This window comes from Halocynthiibacter namhaensis, from assembly GCF_000812685.1.
GTDB classification, from domain to species: Bacteria; Pseudomonadota; Alphaproteobacteria; order Rhodobacterales; family Rhodobacteraceae; genus Halocynthiibacter; species Halocynthiibacter namhaensis.
Map to the genome: position 1 here is coordinate 1 of NZ_JWIF01000023.1, position 20,733 is coordinate 20,733.

22 protein-coding genes are annotated in these 20,733 nt (G+C 53.1%); 17 read left to right on the forward strand and 5 right to left on the reverse strand.

Annotated elements, in window-relative coordinates; genetic code table 11:
- From RJ38_RS04525 to RJ38_RS04540, 4 genes are all read left to right on the forward strand, one after another.
- Nucleotides 1-227: integrase core domain-containing protein (locus RJ38_RS04525; protein WP_039017716.1), on the forward strand; the 227-nt coding region annotated here is incomplete at its 5' end.
- Between the two features lie 203 nt (nucleotides 228-430).
- The gene (locus RJ38_RS04530) at nucleotides 431-820 is read left to right on the forward strand and encodes an MAPEG family protein (protein WP_039017717.1); all 390 of its coding nucleotides are present in this window, start codon (nucleotides 431-433) and stop codon (nucleotides 818-820) included.
- Between the two features lie 157 nt (nucleotides 821-977).
- Nucleotides 978-2,366: a dihydrolipoyl dehydrogenase gene (gene lpdA, locus RJ38_RS04535; RefSeq protein WP_039017718.1), complete on the forward strand. Its 1,389-nt coding sequence runs from the start codon at nucleotides 978-980 to the stop codon at nucleotides 2,364-2,366.
- A gap of 108 nt (nucleotides 2,367-2,474) precedes the next feature.
- Nucleotides 2,475-3,335, forward strand: coding sequence for a tellurite resistance TerB family protein (locus tag RJ38_RS04540; protein WP_039017719.1), 861 nt, complete (start codon nucleotides 2,475-2,477; stop codon nucleotides 3,333-3,335).
- A 70-nt stretch (nucleotides 3,336-3,405) separates the two neighbouring features.
- Here the strand turns inward: RJ38_RS04540 and RJ38_RS04545 are convergent, their stop codons facing one another.
- A complete protein-coding gene (locus tag RJ38_RS04545; RefSeq protein ID WP_039017760.1) occupies nucleotides 3,406-3,855 on the reverse strand; it encodes a nucleoside deaminase in 450 nt (149 codons plus the stop codon).
- A 78-nt stretch (nucleotides 3,856-3,933) separates the two neighbouring features.
- Here RJ38_RS04545 and RJ38_RS04550 point away from each other — a divergent pair, with 78 nt between their 5' ends.
- The 11 genes from RJ38_RS04550 (at nucleotide 3,934) to dtd (ending at nucleotide 13,405) form a co-directional block, all read left to right on the forward strand.
- Nucleotides 3,934-5,013: a pseudouridine synthase gene (locus RJ38_RS04550; RefSeq protein ID WP_052245198.1), complete on the forward strand. Its 1,080-nt coding sequence runs from the start codon at nucleotides 3,934-3,936 to the stop codon at nucleotides 5,011-5,013.
- 103 nt (nucleotides 5,014-5,116) lie between these two features.
- The gene (locus RJ38_RS04555; protein WP_052245199.1) at nucleotides 5,117-5,827 is read left to right on the forward strand and encodes an SGNH/GDSL hydrolase family protein; all 711 of its coding nucleotides are present in this window, start codon (nucleotides 5,117-5,119) and stop codon (nucleotides 5,825-5,827) included.
- Between the two features lie 95 nt (nucleotides 5,828-5,922).
- Complete coding sequence (locus RJ38_RS04560) at nucleotides 5,923-6,747, forward strand: TerC family protein (protein WP_039017720.1); 825 nt, start codon at nucleotides 5,923-5,925, stop codon at nucleotides 6,745-6,747.
- Entirely contained in the window at nucleotides 6,713-6,916 is a 204-nt protein-coding gene (locus RJ38_RS19040) for a hypothetical protein (protein ID WP_162183549.1), read from the forward strand. The genes RJ38_RS04560 and RJ38_RS19040 overlap by 35 nt, the downstream gene beginning before the upstream one ends.
- Nucleotides 6,916-7,800, forward strand: coding sequence for a 5-bromo-4-chloroindolyl phosphate hydrolysis family protein (locus RJ38_RS04565; protein ID WP_039017721.1), 885 nt, complete (start codon nucleotides 6,916-6,918; stop codon nucleotides 7,798-7,800). The genes RJ38_RS19040 and RJ38_RS04565 overlap by 1 nt, the downstream gene beginning before the upstream one ends.
- 38 nt (nucleotides 7,801-7,838) lie before the next feature.
- Nucleotides 7,839-9,029 (forward strand): toxic anion resistance protein, encoded by a 1,191-nt coding sequence (locus RJ38_RS04570; RefSeq protein WP_039017722.1) that lies wholly within the window; start codon nucleotides 7,839-7,841, stop codon nucleotides 9,027-9,029.
- 20 nt (nucleotides 9,030-9,049) lie between these two features.
- Nucleotides 9,050-9,994, forward strand: coding sequence for a DUF2927 domain-containing protein (locus RJ38_RS04575; RefSeq protein ID WP_052245200.1), 945 nt, complete (start codon nucleotides 9,050-9,052; stop codon nucleotides 9,992-9,994).
- A 15-nt stretch (nucleotides 9,995-10,009) separates the two neighbouring features.
- Nucleotides 10,010-11,149: an SPFH domain-containing protein gene (locus RJ38_RS04580; protein WP_039017723.1), complete on the forward strand. Its 1,140-nt coding sequence runs from the start codon at nucleotides 10,010-10,012 to the stop codon at nucleotides 11,147-11,149.
- A gap of 177 nt (nucleotides 11,150-11,326) precedes the next feature.
- The gene (locus tag RJ38_RS04585) at nucleotides 11,327-11,854 is read left to right on the forward strand and encodes a cytochrome b (protein WP_039017724.1); all 528 of its coding nucleotides are present in this window, start codon (nucleotides 11,327-11,329) and stop codon (nucleotides 11,852-11,854) included.
- Nucleotides 11,855-11,857: 3 nt separating this feature from the next.
- Entirely contained in the window at nucleotides 11,858-12,958 is a 1,101-nt protein-coding gene (locus RJ38_RS04590) for a TFIIB-type zinc ribbon-containing protein (protein ID WP_039017725.1), read from the forward strand.
- A 9-nt stretch (nucleotides 12,959-12,967) separates the two neighbouring features.
- Nucleotides 12,968-13,405, forward strand: coding sequence for a D-aminoacyl-tRNA deacylase (dtd, locus tag RJ38_RS04595; RefSeq protein WP_039017726.1), 438 nt, complete (start codon nucleotides 12,968-12,970; stop codon nucleotides 13,403-13,405).
- On the opposite strand, the gene RJ38_RS04600 is transcribed toward dtd, so the two are convergent.
- Nucleotides 13,406-13,930 carry a PhnA domain-containing protein gene (locus RJ38_RS04600; RefSeq protein ID WP_039017727.1) on the reverse strand — a complete coding sequence of 175 codons (525 nt, stop codon included), beginning with the start codon at nucleotides 13,928-13,930 and terminating at the stop codon, nucleotides 13,406-13,408.
- Nucleotides 13,931-14,120: 190 nt separating this feature from the next.
- Here RJ38_RS04600 and RJ38_RS04605 point away from each other — a divergent pair, with 190 nt between their 5' ends.
- Nucleotides 14,121-15,383: a uracil-xanthine permease family protein gene (locus RJ38_RS04605; RefSeq protein ID WP_039017764.1), complete on the forward strand. Its 1,263-nt coding sequence runs from the start codon at nucleotides 14,121-14,123 to the stop codon at nucleotides 15,381-15,383.
- 131 nt (nucleotides 15,384-15,514) lie between these two features.
- Here the strand turns inward: RJ38_RS04605 and gcvP are convergent, their stop codons facing one another.
- From gcvP to gcvT, 3 genes are all read right to left on the reverse strand, one after another.
- Nucleotides 15,515-18,370, reverse strand: coding sequence for an aminomethyl-transferring glycine dehydrogenase (gcvP, locus tag RJ38_RS04610; RefSeq protein ID WP_039017728.1), 2,856 nt, complete (start codon nucleotides 18,368-18,370; stop codon nucleotides 15,515-15,517).
- Between the two features lie 74 nt (nucleotides 18,371-18,444).
- On the reverse strand, nucleotides 18,445-18,810 hold the full coding sequence (gene gcvH / locus RJ38_RS04615) for a glycine cleavage system protein GcvH (protein WP_039017729.1): 366 nt from the start codon (nucleotides 18,808-18,810) through the stop codon (nucleotides 18,445-18,447).
- A 27-nt stretch (nucleotides 18,811-18,837) separates the two neighbouring features.
- Nucleotides 18,838-19,932, reverse strand: a complete 1,095-nt coding sequence (gene gcvT, locus RJ38_RS04620) for a glycine cleavage system aminomethyltransferase GcvT (protein WP_039017730.1) — start codon at nucleotides 19,930-19,932, stop codon at nucleotides 18,838-18,840.
- A gap of 185 nt (nucleotides 19,933-20,117) precedes the next feature.
- Between gcvT and RJ38_RS04625 the strand changes: the two genes are divergently transcribed.
- Complete coding sequence (locus RJ38_RS04625; protein ID WP_039017765.1) at nucleotides 20,118-20,726, forward strand: helix-turn-helix domain-containing protein; 609 nt, start codon at nucleotides 20,118-20,120, stop codon at nucleotides 20,724-20,726.
- Nucleotides 20,727-20,733: the final 7 nt, after the last annotated feature.

Consider the following 20,733-nt stretch of genomic DNA (forward strand, 5'->3'; position numbering starts at 1 on the left):
GCTATGACAATGCGATGGCCGAGACAATTAATGGCCTCTACAAGGCTGAGGTCATTGAACATGAGGGCCCTTGGCAAGGCAAAAAAGACGTCGAATTTGCCACGCTCGATTGGGTCCATTGGTTCAATCACGAACGCCGCTTTGGACCCATCGGATACATTGCTCCAGCACATGCAGAAAGGAACTTCTATGACAGCCTGAACACTGTTACTCTCGCCGCAGAATAGGAACTCAACTGTCTCCGATAAACCCGGTCTGGTTCAAATTGCAAAAGGTGGCAAGACTTGCTTCACAGTTTCAGCTTTTATCATTTCCGACCGACTAAAGCTACGCGACACCTTAATCGACGAAATGCAAGACGCGCATAAGTTCGATTTTGTGAAAATGAATGACCATCTAGAACACATCATAGAGGCCGCCGAAGCACATCATGACCACTGAACTCACAGCCCTCACCCTCGCTGCCATCCTGCAAATGTGCCAATTCGGTGCTTATGCTTGGATCGCGAATAAAGAACTCGGCACAAAATACACGATGGGCAACCGTGACGAGGAAGCAAAACCTAGCCAATTGCTTGGCCGTCACAAACGCGCGCTGAACAACCACTTTGAGGGCCTCGCCCTTTTCACCATCGCCGTAATCGCCGTGCAATTTAGCTTTGCCTCAAATGGCGTGACGCAAGCCTGCGCAGGTTTCTACCTTGGCGCGCGCATCCTCTATGTGCCCGCTTATGTCCTCGGCCTCACGCCCGCGCGTTCCATCATCTGGGCTGTCGGGTTTCTTGCGACCCTCATCATGCTCATTGCTGCCCTGCTTTGATGCATTTCCGTTTCACAACTATCCCGGGGGAATTGGCGTTCGCACATATTGGTGACTACGCCTCGCTCCCCCTTCCAATGCGCCAATCATCTGCATAGTATGTGCATAACTTGTGCATACTTTGTGCATCCCCATTTCCGCCCTCAGGAGAATACCAATGGCATCATATGACGTAATCATTATCGGCGGCGGCCCTGGCGGCTATGTTTCCGCAATCCGCTGCGCTCAACTCGGCCTGAAAACCGCTTGTGTCGAAGGCCGCGACACGCTTGGTGGCACCTGCCTAAACGTGGGTTGTATTCCGTCAAAGGCGCTGTTGCATGCATCCCATTCCTATCATGAAGCCACCCATAACTTCACCAAAATGGGCCTGATGGGCAAATCCCCGTCCATCGACTGGAACCAAATGCTGTCCTATAAAGACGACGTCATTGGCCAAAACACCAAAGGCATCGAATTTCTGTTCAAAAAGAACAAGGTAGATTGGCTTAAAGGTTGGGGTTCCATCCCCGAAGCAGGCAAAGTCAAAGTCGGCGACGAAGTACATGAAGCGAAAAACATCGTTGTCGCAACTGGATCCGAAGCCGCATCCCTGCCAGGTATTGAAATCGATGAAAAGATCGTCGTCACATCTACCGGCGCGTTAGAACTTGGCAAAATACCCAAGAAAATGGTTGTCATCGGCGCTGGCGTCATCGGCCTAGAGATGGGTTCCGTTTACGCACGCCTTGGTTCCGAAGTGACCGTGGTCGAATTCATGGATAACGTCTGCCCAGGCATGGATCTGGATGTTTCCAAAACCTTCGCGCGTTCACTGAAAAAACAAGGTCTTAAGTTGGTTTTGGGCGCAGCGGTACAGTCTGTGGAAACCACAAAAACCAAAGCCAAGGTCAACTACAAGCTTAAGAAAAACGACAAGGAAGCCACTATTGATGCGGACGTCGTTCTTGTCGCGACGGGTCGCAGACCTTTCACTGACGGTCTTGGTCTAGACGCGCTTGGCGTCGCCATGACACCACGCGGACAAGTCGCCACCAATGATCACTGGGCAACCAATGTTCCGGGCATCTACGCCATTGGCGACGCAATCGAAGGCCCAATGCTGGCCCATAAAGCCGAAGACGAAGGCATGGCTGTTGCCGAAGTCATCGCAGGCAAAAAAGGTCATGTGAACTACGGGGTTATCCCCGGTGTGGTTTACACAGCACCCGAAGTTGCGACAGTTGGTAAGACTGAAGAGCAGCTGAAAGAAGAAGGCCGCGCTTACAAAGTTGGCAAGTTTTCCTTCATGGGCAATGGCCGCGCAAAAGCCATGTTTGCCGGCGATGGTTTCGTGAAGCTTCTGGTTGATGCAGAAACAGATCGCATCCTTGGCGGACACATCCTTGGCCCGCAAGCTGGCGAGATGATCCACGAAATCTGCGTCGCAATGGAATTTGGCGCAAGTGCCGAAGACATCGCCCTGACATGTCACGCCCACCCGACCTGTTCGGAAGCCGTGCGCGAAGCGGCACTCGCTTGCGGTGATGGCGCGATCCACGCATAGATCCCTCGGGGGAGGTTTTTATGACTTCCCCCGACCTTTAATCCGCGTTAACGGTACCGACCTTCGGGCAATTTACGCCCCAGTTTCAATCAGTACAGGTCAACAGTTATGCGTTTTCTATCCGCACTTCTTTTCATATTCACCCTTCCATTACTAAGTGTCACCAACGCCGAAGCCCGCGGGTTCGGTGTGATTGCAGGGTCGTCACAAAATCTGGAATACGTTGAAGACTCATCCATTCCCCCCGCAGAGTTCGGGCGATCATCTGGCGTTATTTCGGTGTGTCGCGTCTCCAAAAGTTACCATCTGTTCTTTCTCAGCATCTGGAAAGAAGCTGGCCACTATGGGTTGTCAGACGCCGGTTGCACGGGCGAATCTTATTACACGATTTCACGATCAGAATTTCAACAGGCCCAGCGCGACAATCAGATCAGCAAAGATCTTCCTTCACGCCCGACCCTGACGTTCCTTGAACTTCTTATGGGCAGCTATGGGTTATTCGTCTTTCTCGCATTGGGTTTATACCTGTTGAACAGATATAAAAAACAACAACTTAAGGACAAAGAATTGCAGCAAAGCATGGATCAGGCTGATCCTGCGGACCTTAAGGCGCTTGGCGCCATGACCTATATCGCGGGTGTTGATGGCAAAATTGACGCCGATGAGATCGCGCTTATTCACCGAATTTGCCGTGAAAACCTCGGGGATATTTTTGACACGGACTTAATCACCCAGGTTTGTAACGACGCGGCTGCAAGTCTTACACATGAGCATTTCAAAGATTACGCTCCCGATCTAACACCCGAGCAACATCTAAAAGTTCTGAAATCTGCTTTTCAGGTGGCGAGCGCTGATGGCGAGATATCTGACAAAGAACGCGATTTTCTTGAAATACTAAGCGCCGACATGGGCATCAGCACAGAGGTCTTTGACACCCTTCTGGCAGAAAATAGCACGCCAGAAGCCTAACCTTTAAAGAACATACGGGTGGCTGAAAAACACGGCTACCCGTATATATCGCGAATTAAAACGATACAGTTCAACGACGTTGGGCAAAGAAATCTTTCAACAACATCGCGCATGTATTTTCCTGAACCCCATCGATCACTTCCGGCACGTGATGCGCTTGAGGATGGTCAAAAATACGCGGCCCCTGACCAATGCCACCGGATTTTGGATCAGAAGCGCCATACACCAGCTTCGCAATCCGTGCAGCAGAAATCGTCATGGCGCACATCGGGCATGGCTCTAGCGTCACCCATAGTTCGCACCCCGGTAAGCGTTCCTGGCCCAGCGCCGCACAGGCTTCGCGGATGACCAAAACCTCCGCATGGGCCGTCGGGTCATTCAGCTCGCGTGTGCGATTTCCGGCGCGCGCAAGGATATTACCATCGGTGGACACTAAAACCGCGCCAACGGGCACTTCACCACGGGCAGCCGCCATATGCGCTTCGTCCAGCGCAATGTCCATATATGTCGTAAATCCAATCACAGCCCGTTCATGCCCTGGCAATCACGTTCTGCCAAGCAGCTTTCCCTTTTCGCAGTACCAGGGTAAAGCGAGCACATGACAGATAAACCCAACACCCCCCGCACCGATGTCCGCAGTGATGCCCGCGTCGGTGATCGTATCGCCAAAGTAATTGCCCGCGCAGGCGTGGCGTCGCGCCGTGATGCAGAACGTTTGATCGCAGATGGCCATGTCACTGTGAACGGCAAGCTGATTGACAGCCCAGCCCTGAACGTCACGAGCAAAGACAAAATCACTGTGAAAGGTGAAAGCTTGGCGGAACCGGATGCCCCGCGTGTGTGGTTATATCATAAACCCACGGGTCTTGTGACTTCGGCGCGCGATGAAAAAGGTCGCGACACGGTGTTTGATAATCTGCCCGAAGCCATGCCCCGCGTGATGAGTGTCGGACGCCTTGATATCAACTCTGAAGGTTTGCTTTTGCTGACCAATGACGGCGGATTGAAACGTCAGATGGAACTGCCTTCAACGGGCTGGTTGCGTCGCTATCGCGTGCGCGTGAATGGCCGCCCTCAGGATGCCAGCTTTGATCCATTGCGCAAAGGCATTCGGGTTGAGGGTGAACAATTTCAGCCGATGCAGGTGACGCTTGACCGGCAACAGGGCGCAAATGCCTGGCTGACCGTTGCAATCCGCGAAGGCAAAAATCGTGAAATTCGTCGTGCGATGTCCCAGATAGGTTTCGAAGTAAACCGTTTGATGCGTATCAGTTACGGACCATTCCAGCTGAACGAACTTAAGTCCGGCGAAGTGGAAGAACTGAAATCGCGGGTGATCCGAGACCAGTTGGGGTTGGATAGCGTAGATGAAAAACCAACCCTCACGCAACGCCGCAAACCCAGTCAGAACGCAGGTACAAAGCCTGGCAGTAAGTTTGGTGGCAGATCCAACGGCAAGCCAAGTTCAAAACCCGGGGCAAGTGGGAAAGCCCGGGGCAGTAAATCTCAGGCGGATTTCTGGGCAGCGGCCCCGGATGAAGGCGGACGCAAGCCACGTGGCAAATCGGGCAGCAAGCCAAACGCACGCCCGACGGGAGGAACCAGTCGCCCACTCTCCAAGGGAAAACCCACAAACGGACGGTCGGGAAAAGGTCCAGCGCCCCGTAGCGGTCGCTAAAAATCCGATCAGGGCAGCCCTTCGGCACCTCTTGTTAACCAGTTCGTGTTTTTCTATTCTTCGACGTGCATTCCCGACCATGCCAGACCTTATGGGGAATAGAATGAAGAACAACATCATACCCACGTATCGCCTAGGCGTGCAGATACGCGTAATTTGTGCGATTGTAGGACTGCTATTCGCAATCGGGACACCCGTATTTGCGGCAGACGAACGCAAAATATTGGTCATGGGCGATTCTCTGATGGCGTGGAACCGCAGCTCGGGCAGATCTGTCGCAAAATTTCTGGAACGCGAGTTGGGGTCACGGGTGCAAGACCGATCCAGAGTCGGCGCATCCATTATCAGCAAAACACCATTGTTCTCATCCGCAGGGCTTAGTATTCCGTTGCAATTCCGTGCAGGCCGGCGAGATTGGATTATTCTCAACGGTGGCGGTAATGACCTGCTGTTTGGCTGCGGTTGCAATGCCTGCGATGACCGAATGGATCAATTGGCCGCGGCTGATGGGTCATGGGGTGCAATTCCCAATCTTCTGGACCGCCTCAGCGCCACTGGCGCACGGGTAATCTATATCGGCTATCTACGCAGTCCTGGGGTTGGGTCCATGATTGAACATTGTCGCGATGATGGCGATGAATTGGAACGACGCCTTATCCGCATCACACGACAAATGCCTGGCGTTGACTTCGTCTCGCTGCGCGATCTTGTGCCTGCCGGTGACCGATCTTACCACGCCCTAGACATGATCCATCCATCAGCCAAGGGCAGCGCATCTATCGCCCAACGCATAGCGGCAATTATGCGTCGCTAACCTGGGCATAACGGGGCCGCATCGACTGCCCCATTTACAAATCCATCGACATTCCGCAAAACAGGCCAATAATTTTTAGCGAGCCGGAGCGGAACATGTCCGAACTTTTAACGATCGAGAACCTAGGTAACCTTATAATGCTCTGCTTTTTGCAGGCTGTTTTGGGGTTTGATAACCTCCTGTACATCTCTATTGAAAGCCAGCGCGCGCCCAAGGAATCCCAAAAATCGGTTCGATTCTGGGGCATCATTGTTGCGGTTGCACTGCGAGTTATTCTGCTGTTTGTCATGATCCGACTGATCGGTGCCCTTTCCGCGCCCTTCCATGTTTTCGACATGCTTGGCATTCTTGAAGGTGGTGTAAACTTCGCAACCGTTGTTTTTGTCATAGGTGGTGTTTTCATCATGTATACAGCTGTCAAAGAGATCAGCCATATGCTGACCGTCAGCCATCTTGATAAGGCCGTTGGCGACAAATCTGGAAAATCTGCGGCCCAAGTCGTAATGATGATCGTCCTTATGAACTTGATCTTCAGCTTTGATTCAATTTTGTCTGCCCTTGCAATCACCGATGTCTTCCCAATTCTCGCGGCTGCGATCCTTATTTCAGGTCTTGCGATGTTGTTGCTCGCAGATGGTGTTACACGCTTCCTTGAAAAGAACCGTATGTACGAAGTTCTTGGGCTGTTTATTCTGCTGATCGTCGGTGTTGTTTTGCTTGGTGAAGCTGGTCCAGCGGCTGCACATGCGATGCATGATGACAGTCTTACCTTGAAAGTTTTTGGCCATGAGATCATTCCGATGTCCAAATCAACCTTCTACTTTGCAGTGATTGTGCTGTTTGCAGTTGAGATCATTCAATCTGGTTACCAACGCAAACTAAATCATGAACGCGGCGCTGGGGGTACTTCCAACCATTAATTCCCCCACCCCGGTGCTGGCATGGCACGTTCTGATGTCCTATATAGGTACAGAACGACCAATTCTTCACTGGGGAAATGTTGATATGGGTGGAAATGGGGTTAAAAACCTTGGGTTTTGGCTGCTGATGGCGCTGATCATTTATGCAACCTTTAAAGGGGCTGCATAATGGCCAAGCGATTTGGTGGCGACTTCAGCCCAAACAACGCACAAAAACCAACGGGCGCGCCAGTCGCGCCCAACCATAGACCTGCAAAGGCAACATTAGGTGACCGCTTTCGCGCGCGCATGATGTTCATCCTTCCGGTCCCTTTGGCCTTCAAGGCTTTTGGACGCGAACCACTGGCCCTCACCCTCACGCTTTTGGCCTTCGGGGCACTGATTTTGGCGGCCTGGCTGACCCGTGAAGGTCTGCGCGCCGAAGCGGAATTCAACGCACGCCAAGTCGCGCGTCGCCCCGCATTACCACGCAAAATGATCGGCTCAGCCCTGACAGGGGTAGGTGTTTTACTTGCTGCATTCACCGGCATGGGCGGCCTGTTTGGGCCCATCGCCCTTGGTGTTGTGGCCGCTGCCTGCCACGCGATTACCTTTGGTTTCGACCCGCTTGGCGACAAAGGCATGGAAGGTATTGATCGTTTTCAGGCTGACCGTGTTGCACGTGCGGTTGAGGACGGCGAAGAACATCTCGAAGCAATGCGCGATGCGATCACCCGCACCCACGACCGCATGCTGACCACACGCGTTGAGCGTTTCGCCATCACAGCACGAAACATGTTTCGCACGGTCGAAGACGATCCACGCGACTTAACCGCAGCGCGAAAATACCTTGGCGTTTATCTAAAAGGTGCGCGCGAAGCGACGGTGCAATATGTTTCGATCGCCACACGCGGACCTAACGCCCAGGCGCGTGAAAAATACGAAGCCCTGTTAGACGACCTTGAAACAGGTTTTACCGCAAGAACCGAAAAGCTTCTTGAAGACGGGCAGGACAACCTAGATGTCGAAATCGAAGTGCTGCGTGATCGTCTTACACGCGACGCAGCCCATTAACCTTTCATAACAAACCAATTCCACGAGGATCCAAATCCATGAGCACAACAGTTAAAGAAAAAGCCGAAGCCCGCAGCGCGGAAATTACCGAAATTTCAGCTGTAACCTTGGCAGAACCATCTACGGCACTTGTACCATTGGCCGAAGCCGACGCCCCTGTCGCCGCAGAAATCAGCAAGCGTATGGCTGAAATCGACATGAGCGATACAGGATCCATCGTTAGCTTTGGCTCAAGCGCGCAAGAAGAACTGCAAGTCATCAGCCAAGCCATGCTGAACGACGTACGCAACAAAGATGTTGGTCCAGCCGGTGACAGCCTGCGCGGGATCGTTTCCACCATCCGTGGCTTTTCCATTACCGAGTTGGATGTGCGTCGCAAACGGTCCTGGTGGGAAAAATTGATGGGCAAAACCGCGCCATTCGCAAAGTTCATGGCACGTTTCGAAACAGTTCAAGGTCAGATCGACAAGATCACTGACAACTTATTGGATCATGAACACAAGCTGTTGAAAGACATCAAATCGCTTGATCAGCTGTATGATAAAACCCTCGCGTTTTATGACGAATTGGCGCTGTATATCTCTGCCGGTGAAGAAAAACTGCGCGTGCTGGACGACGATGTAATTCCAGCCAAAGCGGCCTCTGTGGATGCCGCCCCCGAAGATCAGCAGGTGATGGTTGCACAAGAACTGCGTGATCTGCGCGCCGCACGTGATGACCTGGAACGCCGCGTTCATGACCTGAAACTCACGCGTCAGGTGACAATGCAATCCTTGCCATCCATCCGCTTGGTTCAAGAAAATGACAAATCCTTGGTTACAAAGATCAACTCGACTTTGGTTAACACAGTGCCGCTCTGGGAAACACAACTGGCCCAAGCCGTTGCAATCCAACGCTCGACCCAAGCAGCGGATGCCGTACGCGAAGCGACCGATCTGACCAACGAGCTGTTGACCGCCAACGCCGAGAACCTGCGCGTTGCGAACCAAAAAGTACGCACCGAAATGGAACGTGGTGTGTTCGACATTGAGGCTGTGAAATCTGCGAATGAAACTTTGATTGCGACGATCAACGACAGCCTGCAAATTGCAGACGAAGGCAAAGCCCGTCGTGCCGCTGCCGAAGAAGATCTGAAAAAGATGGAAAGTGACCTTAAGGATACGCTTGCCTCTGCCAAGGCGCGCGGTGATAGTACTGGCGATACAATCGCGACAACGGTGTCTTCTTAAGGCATCCAACGGGAGCATCCATGCTGCATCGGATTTTTGCCTCAGTTTTCATGGTCACGGGGCTCGCCTTTACGGCGGGCTGCACCCCGGCCACAGGCCCCGTGTCAGAAGTACAGCAAAACCGACTGCACCCGGATCTCTCAACTGCGGGTATCCAAACAAGCCAGCAAAGCCTTGCAATGAAACAACATCTTGCCCAAACGGAACAGGCCAGCCTGTCCAGTGGGCGGATGCGTCGTGACACGGCCCCAAGTGATGCACGCTTTACGCGCAGTGACTTGGTCGAAAATTTCATGGCAATCGCATTGTTCAACGAAACCAACGCAGCCCATGGCCAGATGCGTCGGTCCCCGGCCCCCCTGCGTCGCTGGAATTCCCCTATTCGATTCGGGGTCTATTTCGGCCAAGACGTGCCACCGAACCAACAGCGACGAGATCTCGCAAGCATCAGCGATTTTGCACGGCAGCTTTCAAATGCCAGCCGTCATTCTGTCACTGTCGCCGCGCAAAATCCAAACTTTCACGTCCTCGTCCTAAACGAACATGAGCGCAAAAGCTGGCATCAAGAACTGCGCCAAATTATTCCTGACCTTCGTGCACAAGACGCAGCAACCATTCTCAGTTTGCCCCGGCACAAACAATGCCAAATGTTTGCGTGGGATCCGCAGAACTCGGGCGTTTTCAACCTAGCCGTCGCCGTCATACGCGCAGAACACCCCGACCTCACACGGCTGTCTTGTTTTCACGAGGAACTTGCACAAGGCCTAGGGCTACCCAATGACAGCCCTGATGCGCGCCCATCCATCTTCAATGATGACGAAGAATTCGGGCTTTTGACCCGTCACGACGAATTGCTTCTTCGCATTCTTTACGATCCCCGATTGCGCCCTGGCATGTCTGCCAGCCAAGCGCGTCCGATCGTTGAAAAAATTGTGGCTGACCTAAAGATCAGCACAAGTAGTTAACCAAAGGAAAAACCCATGGGTATTTTAGATTTTCTGACCGGCCAGTTCATCGACGTGATCGAATGGACCGACGATACGCATGATACAATGGTTTGGCGCTTTGAGCGCGAAGGCCATGAAATCAAATACGGCGCAAAGCTGACCGTCCGTGAAGGACAAGCCGCGGTTTTCGTGCATGAGGGCCAATTGGCCGACGTTTTCACCCCAGGCATGTATATGCTTGAAACCAATAACATGCCGATCATGACCAATCTGCAGCATTGGGATCATGGGTTTGAAAGCCCGTTCAAGTCAGAAATCTATTTCATCAACACAACACGGTTCAATGACCAAAAATGGGGCACAAAAAACCCCTTGATGTTGCGTGATCCTGAATTCGGCCCGACCCGTATTCGCGCCTTTGGCACCTACTCTGTGCGCGTGAAAGATGCGGGGCGCTTCCTGACGGAAATCACCGGTACCGACGGCGAATTCACTATGGATGAAATCAGCTTCCAGATCCGCAATATCATCGTGCAGGAGTTTTCCCGCGTAGTAGCGGGGTCTGGCATCCCTGTGTTGGACATGGCAGCAAACACAGGCGACCTGGGCAAGCTGATTGCAACCGAGATTTCCACGACAATCGACAGCTATGGCCTATCGATCCCGGAGCTTTACATCGAAAACATATCTCTGCCGCCTGCGGTCGAAGCTGTTCTAGACAAGCGCACCTCAATGGGGATCGCTGGGGATCTCGGCAAATACACCCAGTTTTCTGCAGCCGAGGCCATGACTGCCGCGGCAAATAATCCAGGCGGTGACGGCGGCATGAGCGCCGGTATGGGCATGGGTATGGGCATGGCGATGGCGCAGCAGATGAATTCTGCGATGACGCCACAGGCAGGACCATGGGGTGCGGCACCAGCACAGGCTGCTGCAACACAGGCAGCTCCCCCGCCCCCTCCCGTGGAAAAGCTCTGGCATATTACCGAAGGCGGCGCGACCACTGGGCCATTTTCCCGCGCGGCCATGGGCACAAAAGTAGCTGACGGCAGCTTGACCCGTCAGACGTTGGTCTGGGCTGCGGGTCAGGATGGTTGGAAAAAAGCGGCGTCGATCGTCGAACTGGCCCAGCTATTCACCATCTTGCCGCCACCGCCACCGCCGGGCAGCTGACATAATAAGACCGCGTGGATCACAGCTTTTCACGCGGTCATCTACCGTTATATCGGTAAATCCGCATGTTATTCTGCCGCCATTTGCAACAATCTGCCAACCAGATAGTGAAACCTGAAATCCCTTGCCGCAGAACCATGCAGACCTATGCTGGGTAAAATCTCGAAGGGAAATATCATGAACCGACGCACGCTTGTTAAATGGTTACACTGGTTAAGTTTTGCGTTGTTGATCTATTTCTTTGCTGTTGAACCCGACGACGACATGGCCGACGCGGGAGCAGCACTGTCCACGCATGCCGGTGCTGGGGTTCTGCTGGCCATGGTCACCGGGATTTGGCTGTTCCTCTGGTTGCGCAAAGGGCTTTTGGGGCGTGCCGGGCCAAAACTTCCGGGTTGGGGCACGAAATTCCACACGTTAAATCACAAGCTTTTGCAGATTGGTGTGCCTGTGGTCGTTGCCTCTGGTGCCTTTGCGGGCTTGGCCGCACCCTTCGTGATCAAAGGTTTCGGCGTGATACCGATTAACTTTGCCGGGGGTAGCAAAACCTTGCATGAATTCGCCACTGAAATTCATGAAATCGTCTTTGACGCCCTGATCATTCTGATCGTTCTACACGGGGCATTTCACGTCTGGCGGCATCTGCGCTTAAAGGATAATGCTTTGCGTATTATGCTTCCCAAAATCCTGCACCGCTGGCTTTGATACATGTCTGACACTAAAGAAACCCATCGTTTTCCCTGTAACGCCTGCGGATCGGATCTGCGTTTTGATCCGGCTGCCGGCCTATTGAGCTGCGACCATTGCGGCAACACCGAGGTGATGGAAGGCCACGGCGCCCCCCCGCGTTCAGATGCAATCCGAGAGCTAGACTTTCGCGCTGCGCTAAACGCCCGCCTGCCCGAAGCGGATACAGAAGAAATTCGCACATCATCTTGCACGAACTGCGGCGCGCAGGTCGTGTTTTCCGACCAGAACCACGCCCAGGAATGTCCATTTTGCGCAACCCCTGTCGTCACTGACACGGGCGCATCCCGTCAGATCAAGCCCAAAGCCGCCCTGCCCTTCGCCTTGGAAGAACGTGCCGCCCACGACCAGATGAACGCTTGGCTTGGCAAACTTTGGTTTGCCCCTGGTGGCTTGCAGGAATACGCCCGAAAGGGCCGTAAAATGAACGGCATCTATGTCCCTTATTGGACCTACGACGCCGATACGAAATCGCGTTATTCGGGTCAACGCGGCACCGTCTATTACGAGAACCGTACCGTTACAGTAAACGGAAAAACCGAAATACGGCGCGTCCAAAAGATTCGTTGGTGTAATGTTTCAGGCCGGGTCGCCCGGTTTTTCGATGACGTGTTGGTGCTTGCCAGCCGCAGCCTGCCTAAAAAATACACCGACGCTTTGGCGCCATGGGATTTGTCCCATCTCGAACCTTATCGGCCGGAATATTTGGCAGGTTTTAATTCCGAAGGCTATGTCGTCGAATTGTCCGATGGCTATAACGAAGCCCGGACCTTGATGGACAACGTCATTCGCCGCGACATCAAATTCGACATTGGCGGTGATCGCCAGCGGATCAGTGCCGTAGACACCAGCGTGTCCGATGTGACGTTCAAGCATATCCTTTTGCCGATTTGGATGGCTGCCTATAAATATCGTGGCAAAACCTATCGTTTCGTGGTCAACGGACAAACGGGCCGCGTTCAAGGCGAACGCCCTTGGTCGGTTTGGAAGATCACATTTTCTGTCATCATCGGTTTGATCGTCGCCGGTGGCGTCGGATATTTGATCGCACAAAACCAATAAGGAAAGCGTATGAAAGCAGTGGTTCAACGAGTCTCTGAGGCCAGCGTCGATGTGGATGGTATTCGTATCGGGGAAATCGCTGAAGGCGTGCTGATTTTGGTCTGCGCCATGCAAAGCGACACCGAAGCCAACGCAGATAAGCTTACAGCTAAGATCGCAAAATTACGTATTTTTCGCGATGAAGAAGGCCGTATGAATCGGTCTCTTTCAGAGACAGGCGGTGCCGCTTTGATCGTCAGTCAATTCACATTGGCCGCTGATACATCCCGGGGTAATCGCCCTGGTTTTTCAGCCGCCGCCCCCCCGGAAGACGGCGCACGGCTTTATGAATATTTTATCACCCGCATGCAGTCAGAGGGCATTTCTGTTCAGACCGGACAGTTCGGAGCCGACATGAAAGTTCGCCTTCTCAATGACGGCCCAGTCACCATCCCAATGGAGTTCTGATCAGCCGGTTTTCTTTACAAACTGCGTCAAGATCACAATTTGCTGGCCATTCACCCGACCCTCAATATGCGTTTCATTATCCGGCGACAGGGAAATATTGCGCACTGCAGTGCCGCGTTTCGCCGTAAAGCCACCACCTTTCACAGGCAGGTCTTTGATCAAAACAACCGCGTCCCCAACAGCCAAAACAACGCCATTGCTGTCCCGGTGAATAATCGCATTTTCATCTGGTAGATCCGCCTCGGCCCAGGCTAAAACATCGGGTTCCAGATATGCGATGTCCAGCAAATCACGCGCCCAAGCTTCCGATTTCAAACCGAACAACAACCGATAAGCCAGAACCTTCACCGCATCGGTTTCAGACCAGATCGCCTCATTCAAACATTGCCAATGCGGTGCTTCGGTCAGCGGGCCTTTCACGCCAGAAAGACATGTCTCGCACAGATCAACCACGGCGTCCCGCGGGGCCATGCTGTGGCTGGTCAATGGGGTAGTATTTGAACAAATTTCGCAAGTGGCTGACATGGGTTTTCCTCTTTCAGGCTGCCCGCCCTATACCATGTTTCCCGCCCACCAAAAGCGCCCAACGCCTATTTTCCGGTTTACTCGCAGAAAATCTTACCCAGATGCAAAACCAGTCTGGAATACCAAGCAGTAATCCGCCAGTAAGATGCGAATTTGGATGATTGGACCGATTGGTCCAGAAGGATGCAAAATGACCCCTATCGAAAATACCGACTATAAATTTGGCCCAGGCCAGGCCCTAATCGGGGCACAGATGCTGTTCGTCGCCTTTGGTGCCCTCGTCTTGGTGCCACTGCTGACAGGTCTGAACCCCAGCGTTGCCCTCTTTACCGCAGGCCTTGGCACCCTGATTTTTCAGATCGTGACCAAGGGCAAAGTCCCCGTATTTCTGGCGTCATCCTTTGCGTTCATCGCCCCCATTGGTTACGCGACCCAAACCTGGGGTCTTGCAGCGACCACCGGGGGCCTGGCTGCGGCTGGCCTGCTGTATGTGGCGCTAAGCTTTGCGATTCGCATCTTTGGCAGTGGCTTTCTGCACAAACTTTTGCCCCCCATCGTGGTGGGCCCGGTCATCATGATCATCGGCCTGTCGCTTGCGCCAGTTGCTGTGAACATGTCCACGGGTCTTGCGGGTGACACGCAGATCATGGCGAAATCCACCGCATTGATCATCGCGGCTGTATCCCTTGGTGCAACGATGCTGACCGCGATTCTTGGGCGCGGAATCATGCGTATTGTGCCGATCCTTGTCGGCGTGATTGCGGGTTATATCGCAGCGATCATCATGGGCATGATCACAGGCGAAAGCCTGATCAATGGGGCCGCCTTCACAAGCGCGCCATGGTTCGCAATCCCGGCCTTTGTCACACCGGAATTCAACTTTGCAGCCATCATGTTCATCCTGCCCGTCGCGATTGCACCAGCGATCGAACATTTCGGTGACATTCTGGCCATCGGCAACGTCACCAAAAAAGATTACATGGAGGAGCCAGGCATCGAGAACACCATGCTGGGTGATGGTCTTGCGACGATGGCCGCTGGCTTCCTTGGCGGACCACCGAACACCACCTATTCCGAGGTCACAGGTGCCGTGACCCTGACACGTGCCTTTAACCCGGCGATCATGACATGGGCCGCAATCTTTGCGATTGTACTGTCTTTTGTTGGCAAACTTGGCGGCGCGCTTGGCACGATCCCAATGCCGGTTATGGGCGGCATCATGATCTTGCTGTTTGGCATGGTGACTGTGGTTGGCCTGTCTGTGCTGACACGTCTGGGCGACGCCCTGACAGAGCCGCGCAACATGGTGATTGTCTCAACTATTCTGGTGGTCGGGCTGGGTGGTTTGACAATCAACTTCGGAGAAGGTTTCGCACTCGCAGGTATCGGCCTGTCCGGCATCGCCGGTCTGGTTCTGAACCTGATCCTGCCCAATCCAGCCCCTCAGAACTGATCCAACTTTAGACAGTTTTGGAAAATGCCCGGCCTTTGCGCCGGGTATTTTTATGGCCGCAGATAAATCCCCTAGCCCACAAACAAAAAGGCGACCCGAAGGCCGCCTTTTCAAAGTCTATTAAGGAAGGTTTACTCTTCTTCAGCGTAGTCTTCCATCGGAGGACATGTGCAGATCAAGTTCCGGTCGCCGTACACGTTGTCGACACGGTTCACAGGGGACCAATATTTGTCCACACGGAAAGCACCCGCAGGGAAGCAAGCCTGTTCGCGTGAATATGGACGATCCCATTCACCCACCAGATCTTCAACAGTATGCGGCGCGTTTTTCAGCGGGTTGTTCTCCGCATCAGATTTGCCGCTTTCAATGTCACGCACTTCACTGCGAATATCTTTCATCGCAGCGATAAAGCGGTCGATCTCGGCTTTTGGTTCAGATTCTGTTGGCTCAACCATCAGCGTACCAGCAACAGGCCAGGACATGGTCGGCGCGTGGAAACCGTTATCGATCAAACGCTTAGCGATATCATCCACGGTTACATGCGCGCTTTCGTCAAGCGGGCGTGTATCAAGGATACATTCATGCGCCACACGACCATTCTCGGCTGAATACAGGATGTCATAATCATCCTTCAGACTTGCTGCGATATAGTTCGCGTTCAGGATCGCAACCTTGGTTGCTTGGGTCAGGCCTGCGCCGCCCATCAACAAGATATAGGCCCAAGACACGGGAAGGATCGAAGGTGATCCAAATGGTGCCGCTGAAACCGGACCAACAGCGCCCGCATATTCAGGGTGCCCAGGAAGATGCGCGATCAGGTGTGATTTCACACCAATCGGACCCATGCCTGGCCCACCACCACCGTGTGGAATGCAGAAGGTTTTGTGCAGGTTAAGGTGGCTTACGTCACCGCCTACGTCCCCTGGACGCGCAAGACCAACCATAGCGTTCATATTCGCGCCATCGATGTAAACTTGGCCGCCGTGATCATGGGTGATCTGGCAGATTTCTTGTACGGTTTCCTCAAACACACCATGCGTGGATGGGTATGTGATCATACAAGCCGCAAGGCTGTCAGAGTGCTTTTCCGCTTTCGCGCGGAAATCCGCAACGTCAATGTTACCCTTATCGTCAACCAAAACCGGTACAACTTTCCAGCCAACCATTTGGGCGGATGCTGGGTTTGTACCATGGGCAGAGGTTGGGATCAGACAAACATTACGTGCGCCTTCACCGTTTGCCTTGTGGTAACCACGGATGGTCAAAAGACCCGCATATTCACCCTGCGCACCAGAGTTTGGCTGCTGTGAAATCGCATCATACCCTGTGATTTGGCACAGTTTATCATTCAAGTCTGAAATCATCTCGGAATAACCAAGCGCTTGATCAGCCGGCACAAATGGGTGCAGGTCGCCAAATTCAGGCCAAGTTACAGGGATCATCTCAACCGTCGCGTTCAGCTTCATTGTACAGGACCCAAGTGGGATCATTGAACGATCAAGCGCGAGGTCACGGTCAGCCAGACGACGCATGTAACGTGTGATTTCTGCTTCAGCCCGGTTCATGTGGAAGATCGGGTGTGTCAGATATTCAGTTTCACGCAGCATTGAGTCTGGCAAACGATATTCGCGGTTCGCTTTGCTGTCGTCCTTTTTGTCGATGCCAAAAGCACGCCAAACAGCCTCGATGGTTTCTGGACGGGTTTGTTCATCCAGGGAAATACCAACACGATCTTCGCCCACTTTACGCAGGTTCACGCCATTGTTGACAGCCGCTTGCATGACAACGCCTTGCAAAGAGCCAACTTCAACGGTGATCGTGTCGAAGAACACTTCTGGTGCCACGTTAAAGCCTGCTTCTTCCAGACCTTTCGCCAGACGGGATGTCTTACGGTGCACGGATTGTGCAATCGCTTTGATGCCGTCAGGGCCGTGATACACAGCGTACATGGACGCGATAACAGCCAGCAGAGCCTGCGCTGTACAAACGTTAGAGTTCGCCTTTTCACGACGGATGTGCTGTTCACGAGTTTGCAGCGCCAGACGCATGGCTTTGTTGCCACGACTATCAATGGACACACCGATGATACGGCCTGGCATGGAACGTTTCAGCTTGTCATTGGTCGCCATGTAAGCAGCGTGTGGGCCACCGTATCCCATTGGAACGCCGAAACGCTGGGTGGAACCGATGGCGATATCTGCGCCCATTTCACCAGGTGATTTCAGCAATGCCAGCGACAGGATGTCAGCCGCAACAACCGCGATTGCTTTGTGCTCATGCAGGGCCGCGATTTGTGCAGTGAAATCACGCACATGACCGTTGGTGCCAGGGTATTGGAAGATCGCACCAAAGTGTGCGCCAGCTTCCATATCCGCAGGATCCGCAACAGTCACGTCAATGCCCAGAGGCTCCGCACGTGTCTTGATCACGGCGATGGTCTGTGGGTGACAGAATTTGTCCACAAAGAACGAAGCGGCGTTTGACTTGGATTTGCCCGCGCGTTTCGCCATTGCCATGGCTTCAGCCGCTGCGGTCGCTTCGTCCAGCAAAGATGCGTTTGCAATTTCAAGGCCTGTGAAATCAGACACCATGGTCTGGAAGTTCAACAGCGCTTCAAGGCGGCCTTGAGAAATCTCAGGTTGGTAAGGCGTATAGGCCGTGTACCAAGCAGGGTTTTCCAGAATGTTACGCAGGATCGGCGCAGGTGTGGTTGTGCCGTGGTAACCCTGACCAATCAAGGACGTCAGAACTTTATTTTTCTTCGCAATTTTCTTCATGTGATGGAGCGCGTCACGCTCAGACATCGCATCACCCCAATCAAGCGCCGCTTTCTGGCGGATCGCTGCTGGAACGGTGTCGTCGATCAGTTCATCAAGGGTTGTATACCCGATGACCTTCAACATCTCCGCCATTTCCTGCGGGGCTGGCCCGATGTGGCGACGGTTGGCGAAGTCATAGGCTTCGTAGTCAGTAAGCTTGAATGACATGTAATTTCCCCCTGGGGCAGGCTGTGCAGCAATATCCGGCCAGGGGATCTGGCCGGATATTTGTTATTTTCAGATTAACCGATGAAGGATTTGTAATCCGCTTCTGACATCAGGTCATCAACCTGTGACAAGTCAGACATTTTCACTTTGTAGATCCAAGCGTCGCCTTCTGGGCTTTCGTTCAGCGCAGCAGGGTTGCCTTCCAGCATCTCGTTGGCTTCAACGATGGTGCCATCTACGGGTGCGTAGATTTCGGAAGCGGCTTTAACAGATTCGATCACGCCGATCTCGTCGCCTTTTTCGAACTCGTCGTCTGCATCTTTTTGCTCAACGAACACAACTTCACCAAGTTGCTCTGCAGCGTGTGCAGTGATACCGATTGTGGCGATATCACCTTCAACGGCAATCCATTCGTGGTCTTCTGAATAATAGGTGGACATTTTACTTATCTCCCGATGTTAACGCTGTCAGCGCTTATAGTTTTGCTGCACAAATGGCAGTTTGACAATCTCTGCGGGCTGAGTTTTCCCGCGGATGACCAGATTTACCTTCTCGCCGGCCTCTCCGTGACCTTTTGAGACGTAACCCATAGCAACCGGACCACCCACTGTTGGGCCAAAGCTGCCGGATGTGATGGCACCGATGGTGTTGCCCTCAACGCATTGCACTTCGACGCCAGCACGCGCAGGGGCACGACCTTCTGGTTTGATACCAACCAACAGTTTCGCAGGACCTTCTGCCAATTCACGTTGAATGCGGTCCGCACCAGGGAAGCCGCCTTCTTCTTTGCGACGCTTCTGCATCGCCCAAGTCAGGTTGCCTTCCACAGGCGAAGTTTCGCCATTGATGTCATTTCCATACAGACACAGGCCAGATTCCAGACGCAGACTGTCACGGGCTCCAAGGCCAGAGACATCACAATCGTCATTTTCAAGGAACAGGCGTGTCAGGCGAACCGCGTCGCCTTCTGGGATGGAAATTTCATAACCATCTTCGCCGGTGTAACCCAGACGTGAAATGCGACATGATACACCATCAATGTCAGCCACGGTTGTCGCCATGAAGGTCAGTTCCGCTGCTTCTGGGCAATGCGCCGCAACAACTGCTTCGGCTTTTGGGCCCTGCACCGCGATCAGCGCGCGATCGGTAATCTCACGCACTTCAATACCTTCAAGGTTTGCGCGCATGTGTGGGATATCTTGGTCACGCATAGACGCGTTCACAACAAGATAGATGAAATCACCAGCGTTGGACACGATCAGGTCATCCATAATGCCGCCAGTTTCATTGGTGAAGAAACCGTAACGACATTTGCCAGGCTTCAGTGTGGTGAAGGCTTGTGGGCAAAGCGCTTCTAGCTTTTCAGCGGCACCCTCACCATGCAGTTCAACCTGCGCCATGTGGGACACGTCAAAAATCGCAGCTTTCTCGCGGCATTGGTTGTGTTCACCCATGATGCCCAGCGGGTATTGCACAGGCATTTCCCAGCCCGCGAAGTCTACCATTTTTCCGCCAAGTTCGACGTGAAGATCATAAAGCGGTGTGCGGCGTGGCTCAGTCATACTCTGCTTCTCCCTGAATGCGCAGGTCTTGCCCGCGCGGTGTTTCCAGTATTTCCCCTATAAGGGAAAAAATTTCCCCTTAAGGAACTTTTTCTGATTAGACTCATTTAAAGTGCAAATCAATACCTCATTCTGTATTGATTTCCTGCACGCGGTTTTGTGAAAAGGACGCCCAAATGGCCGAAATGGAAGATATTCAGCCCCTACGTGGCTTGGAAGCGGCTGAAATTGCCCAAGACAGCGCAGGTCTTGCACGTCTTATCCGTGAAACACGGCGCACGCGCGGCTGGACCTTAGAGGAAACGGCGAAACGTGCGGGAATCGGTCGATCCACACTGTCTAAGATCGAAAACGATCAAACCCGCGCAGGCTTTGATATCATTCGTCGCCTCACCGAGGCATTGGATCTGCAGACCCCGCAACTGTTTGTCCAAAGCAAATCCCGTGAAATCGCCGGTCGCCGCGATGTGACACGCAAAGATCACGGCGAAATGCGGAAAACCGAAACCTATGAACATGAATTATTGTGCACAGAAATCACCAGCAAATCCATGCTGCCCTATCTATCGCGTATCCGCGCCCGTGACATGTCGCAGTTCGGAGAATGGGTGCGCCATCGCGGCGAAGAATTCATGTATGTGCTGGAAGGCGACGTCGAATTGCACACCGAACACTACCGCCCGCTACGCCTAGGCACCGGCGATTCCGTTTATTATGACGCCTCAATGGGCCATTGCTGTGTTTCCGTCAGCGAAGAAGACGCGCTGGTCTTGTGGGTTTCGCAGGATATGTGATCGCTTC

What these genes read in the sequence shown, in the direction of transcription:
- RJ38_RS04530 (WP_039017717.1), top strand. Translation starts at nt 431, where the DNA reads ATGACCACTGAACTCACAGCCCTCACCCTCGCTGCCATCCTGCAAATG.
- lpdA (WP_039017718.1), top strand. Translation starts at nt 978, where the DNA reads ATGGCATCATATGACGTAATCATTATCGGCGGCGGCCCTGGCGGCTAT.
- RJ38_RS04540 (WP_039017719.1), top strand. Translation starts at nt 2,475, where the DNA reads ATGCGTTTTCTATCCGCACTTCTTTTCATATTCACCCTTCCATTACTA.
- RJ38_RS04550 (WP_052245198.1), top strand. Translation starts at nt 3,934, where the DNA reads ATGACAGATAAACCCAACACCCCCCGCACCGATGTCCGCAGTGATGCC.
- RJ38_RS04555 (WP_052245199.1), top strand. Translation starts at nt 5,117, where the DNA reads ATGAAGAACAACATCATACCCACGTATCGCCTAGGCGTGCAGATACGC.
- RJ38_RS04560 (WP_039017720.1), top strand. Translation starts at nt 5,923, where the DNA reads ATGTCCGAACTTTTAACGATCGAGAACCTAGGTAACCTTATAATGCTC.
- RJ38_RS19040 (WP_162183549.1), top strand. Translation starts at nt 6,713, where the DNA reads ATGAACGCGGCGCTGGGGGTACTTCCAACCATTAATTCCCCCACCCCG.
- RJ38_RS04565 (WP_039017721.1), top strand. Translation starts at nt 6,916, where the DNA reads ATGGCCAAGCGATTTGGTGGCGACTTCAGCCCAAACAACGCACAAAAA.
- RJ38_RS04570 (WP_039017722.1), top strand. Translation starts at nt 7,839, where the DNA reads ATGAGCACAACAGTTAAAGAAAAAGCCGAAGCCCGCAGCGCGGAAATT.
- RJ38_RS04575 (WP_052245200.1), top strand. Translation starts at nt 9,050, where the DNA reads ATGCTGCATCGGATTTTTGCCTCAGTTTTCATGGTCACGGGGCTCGCC.
- RJ38_RS04580 (WP_039017723.1), top strand. Translation starts at nt 10,010, where the DNA reads ATGGGTATTTTAGATTTTCTGACCGGCCAGTTCATCGACGTGATCGAA.
- RJ38_RS04585 (WP_039017724.1), top strand. Translation starts at nt 11,327, where the DNA reads ATGAACCGACGCACGCTTGTTAAATGGTTACACTGGTTAAGTTTTGCG.
- RJ38_RS04590 (WP_039017725.1), top strand. Translation starts at nt 11,858, where the DNA reads ATGTCTGACACTAAAGAAACCCATCGTTTTCCCTGTAACGCCTGCGGA.
- dtd (WP_039017726.1), top strand. Translation starts at nt 12,968, where the DNA reads ATGAAAGCAGTGGTTCAACGAGTCTCTGAGGCCAGCGTCGATGTGGAT.
- RJ38_RS04600 (WP_039017727.1), bottom strand. Translation starts at nt 13,930, where the DNA reads ATGTCAGCCACTTGCGAAATTTGTTCAAATACTACCCCATTGACCAGC.
- RJ38_RS04605 (WP_039017764.1), top strand. Translation starts at nt 14,121, where the DNA reads ATGACCCCTATCGAAAATACCGACTATAAATTTGGCCCAGGCCAGGCC.
- gcvP (WP_039017728.1), bottom strand. Translation starts at nt 18,370, where the DNA reads ATGTCATTCAAGCTTACTGACTACGAAGCCTATGACTTCGCCAACCGT.
- gcvH (WP_039017729.1), bottom strand. Translation starts at nt 18,810, where the DNA reads ATGTCCACCTATTATTCAGAAGACCACGAATGGATTGCCGTTGAAGGT.
- gcvT (WP_039017730.1), bottom strand. Translation starts at nt 19,932, where the DNA reads ATGACTGAGCCACGCCGCACACCGCTTTATGATCTTCACGTCGAACTT.
- RJ38_RS04625 (WP_039017765.1), top strand. Translation starts at nt 20,118, where the DNA reads ATGGAAGATATTCAGCCCCTACGTGGCTTGGAAGCGGCTGAAATTGCC.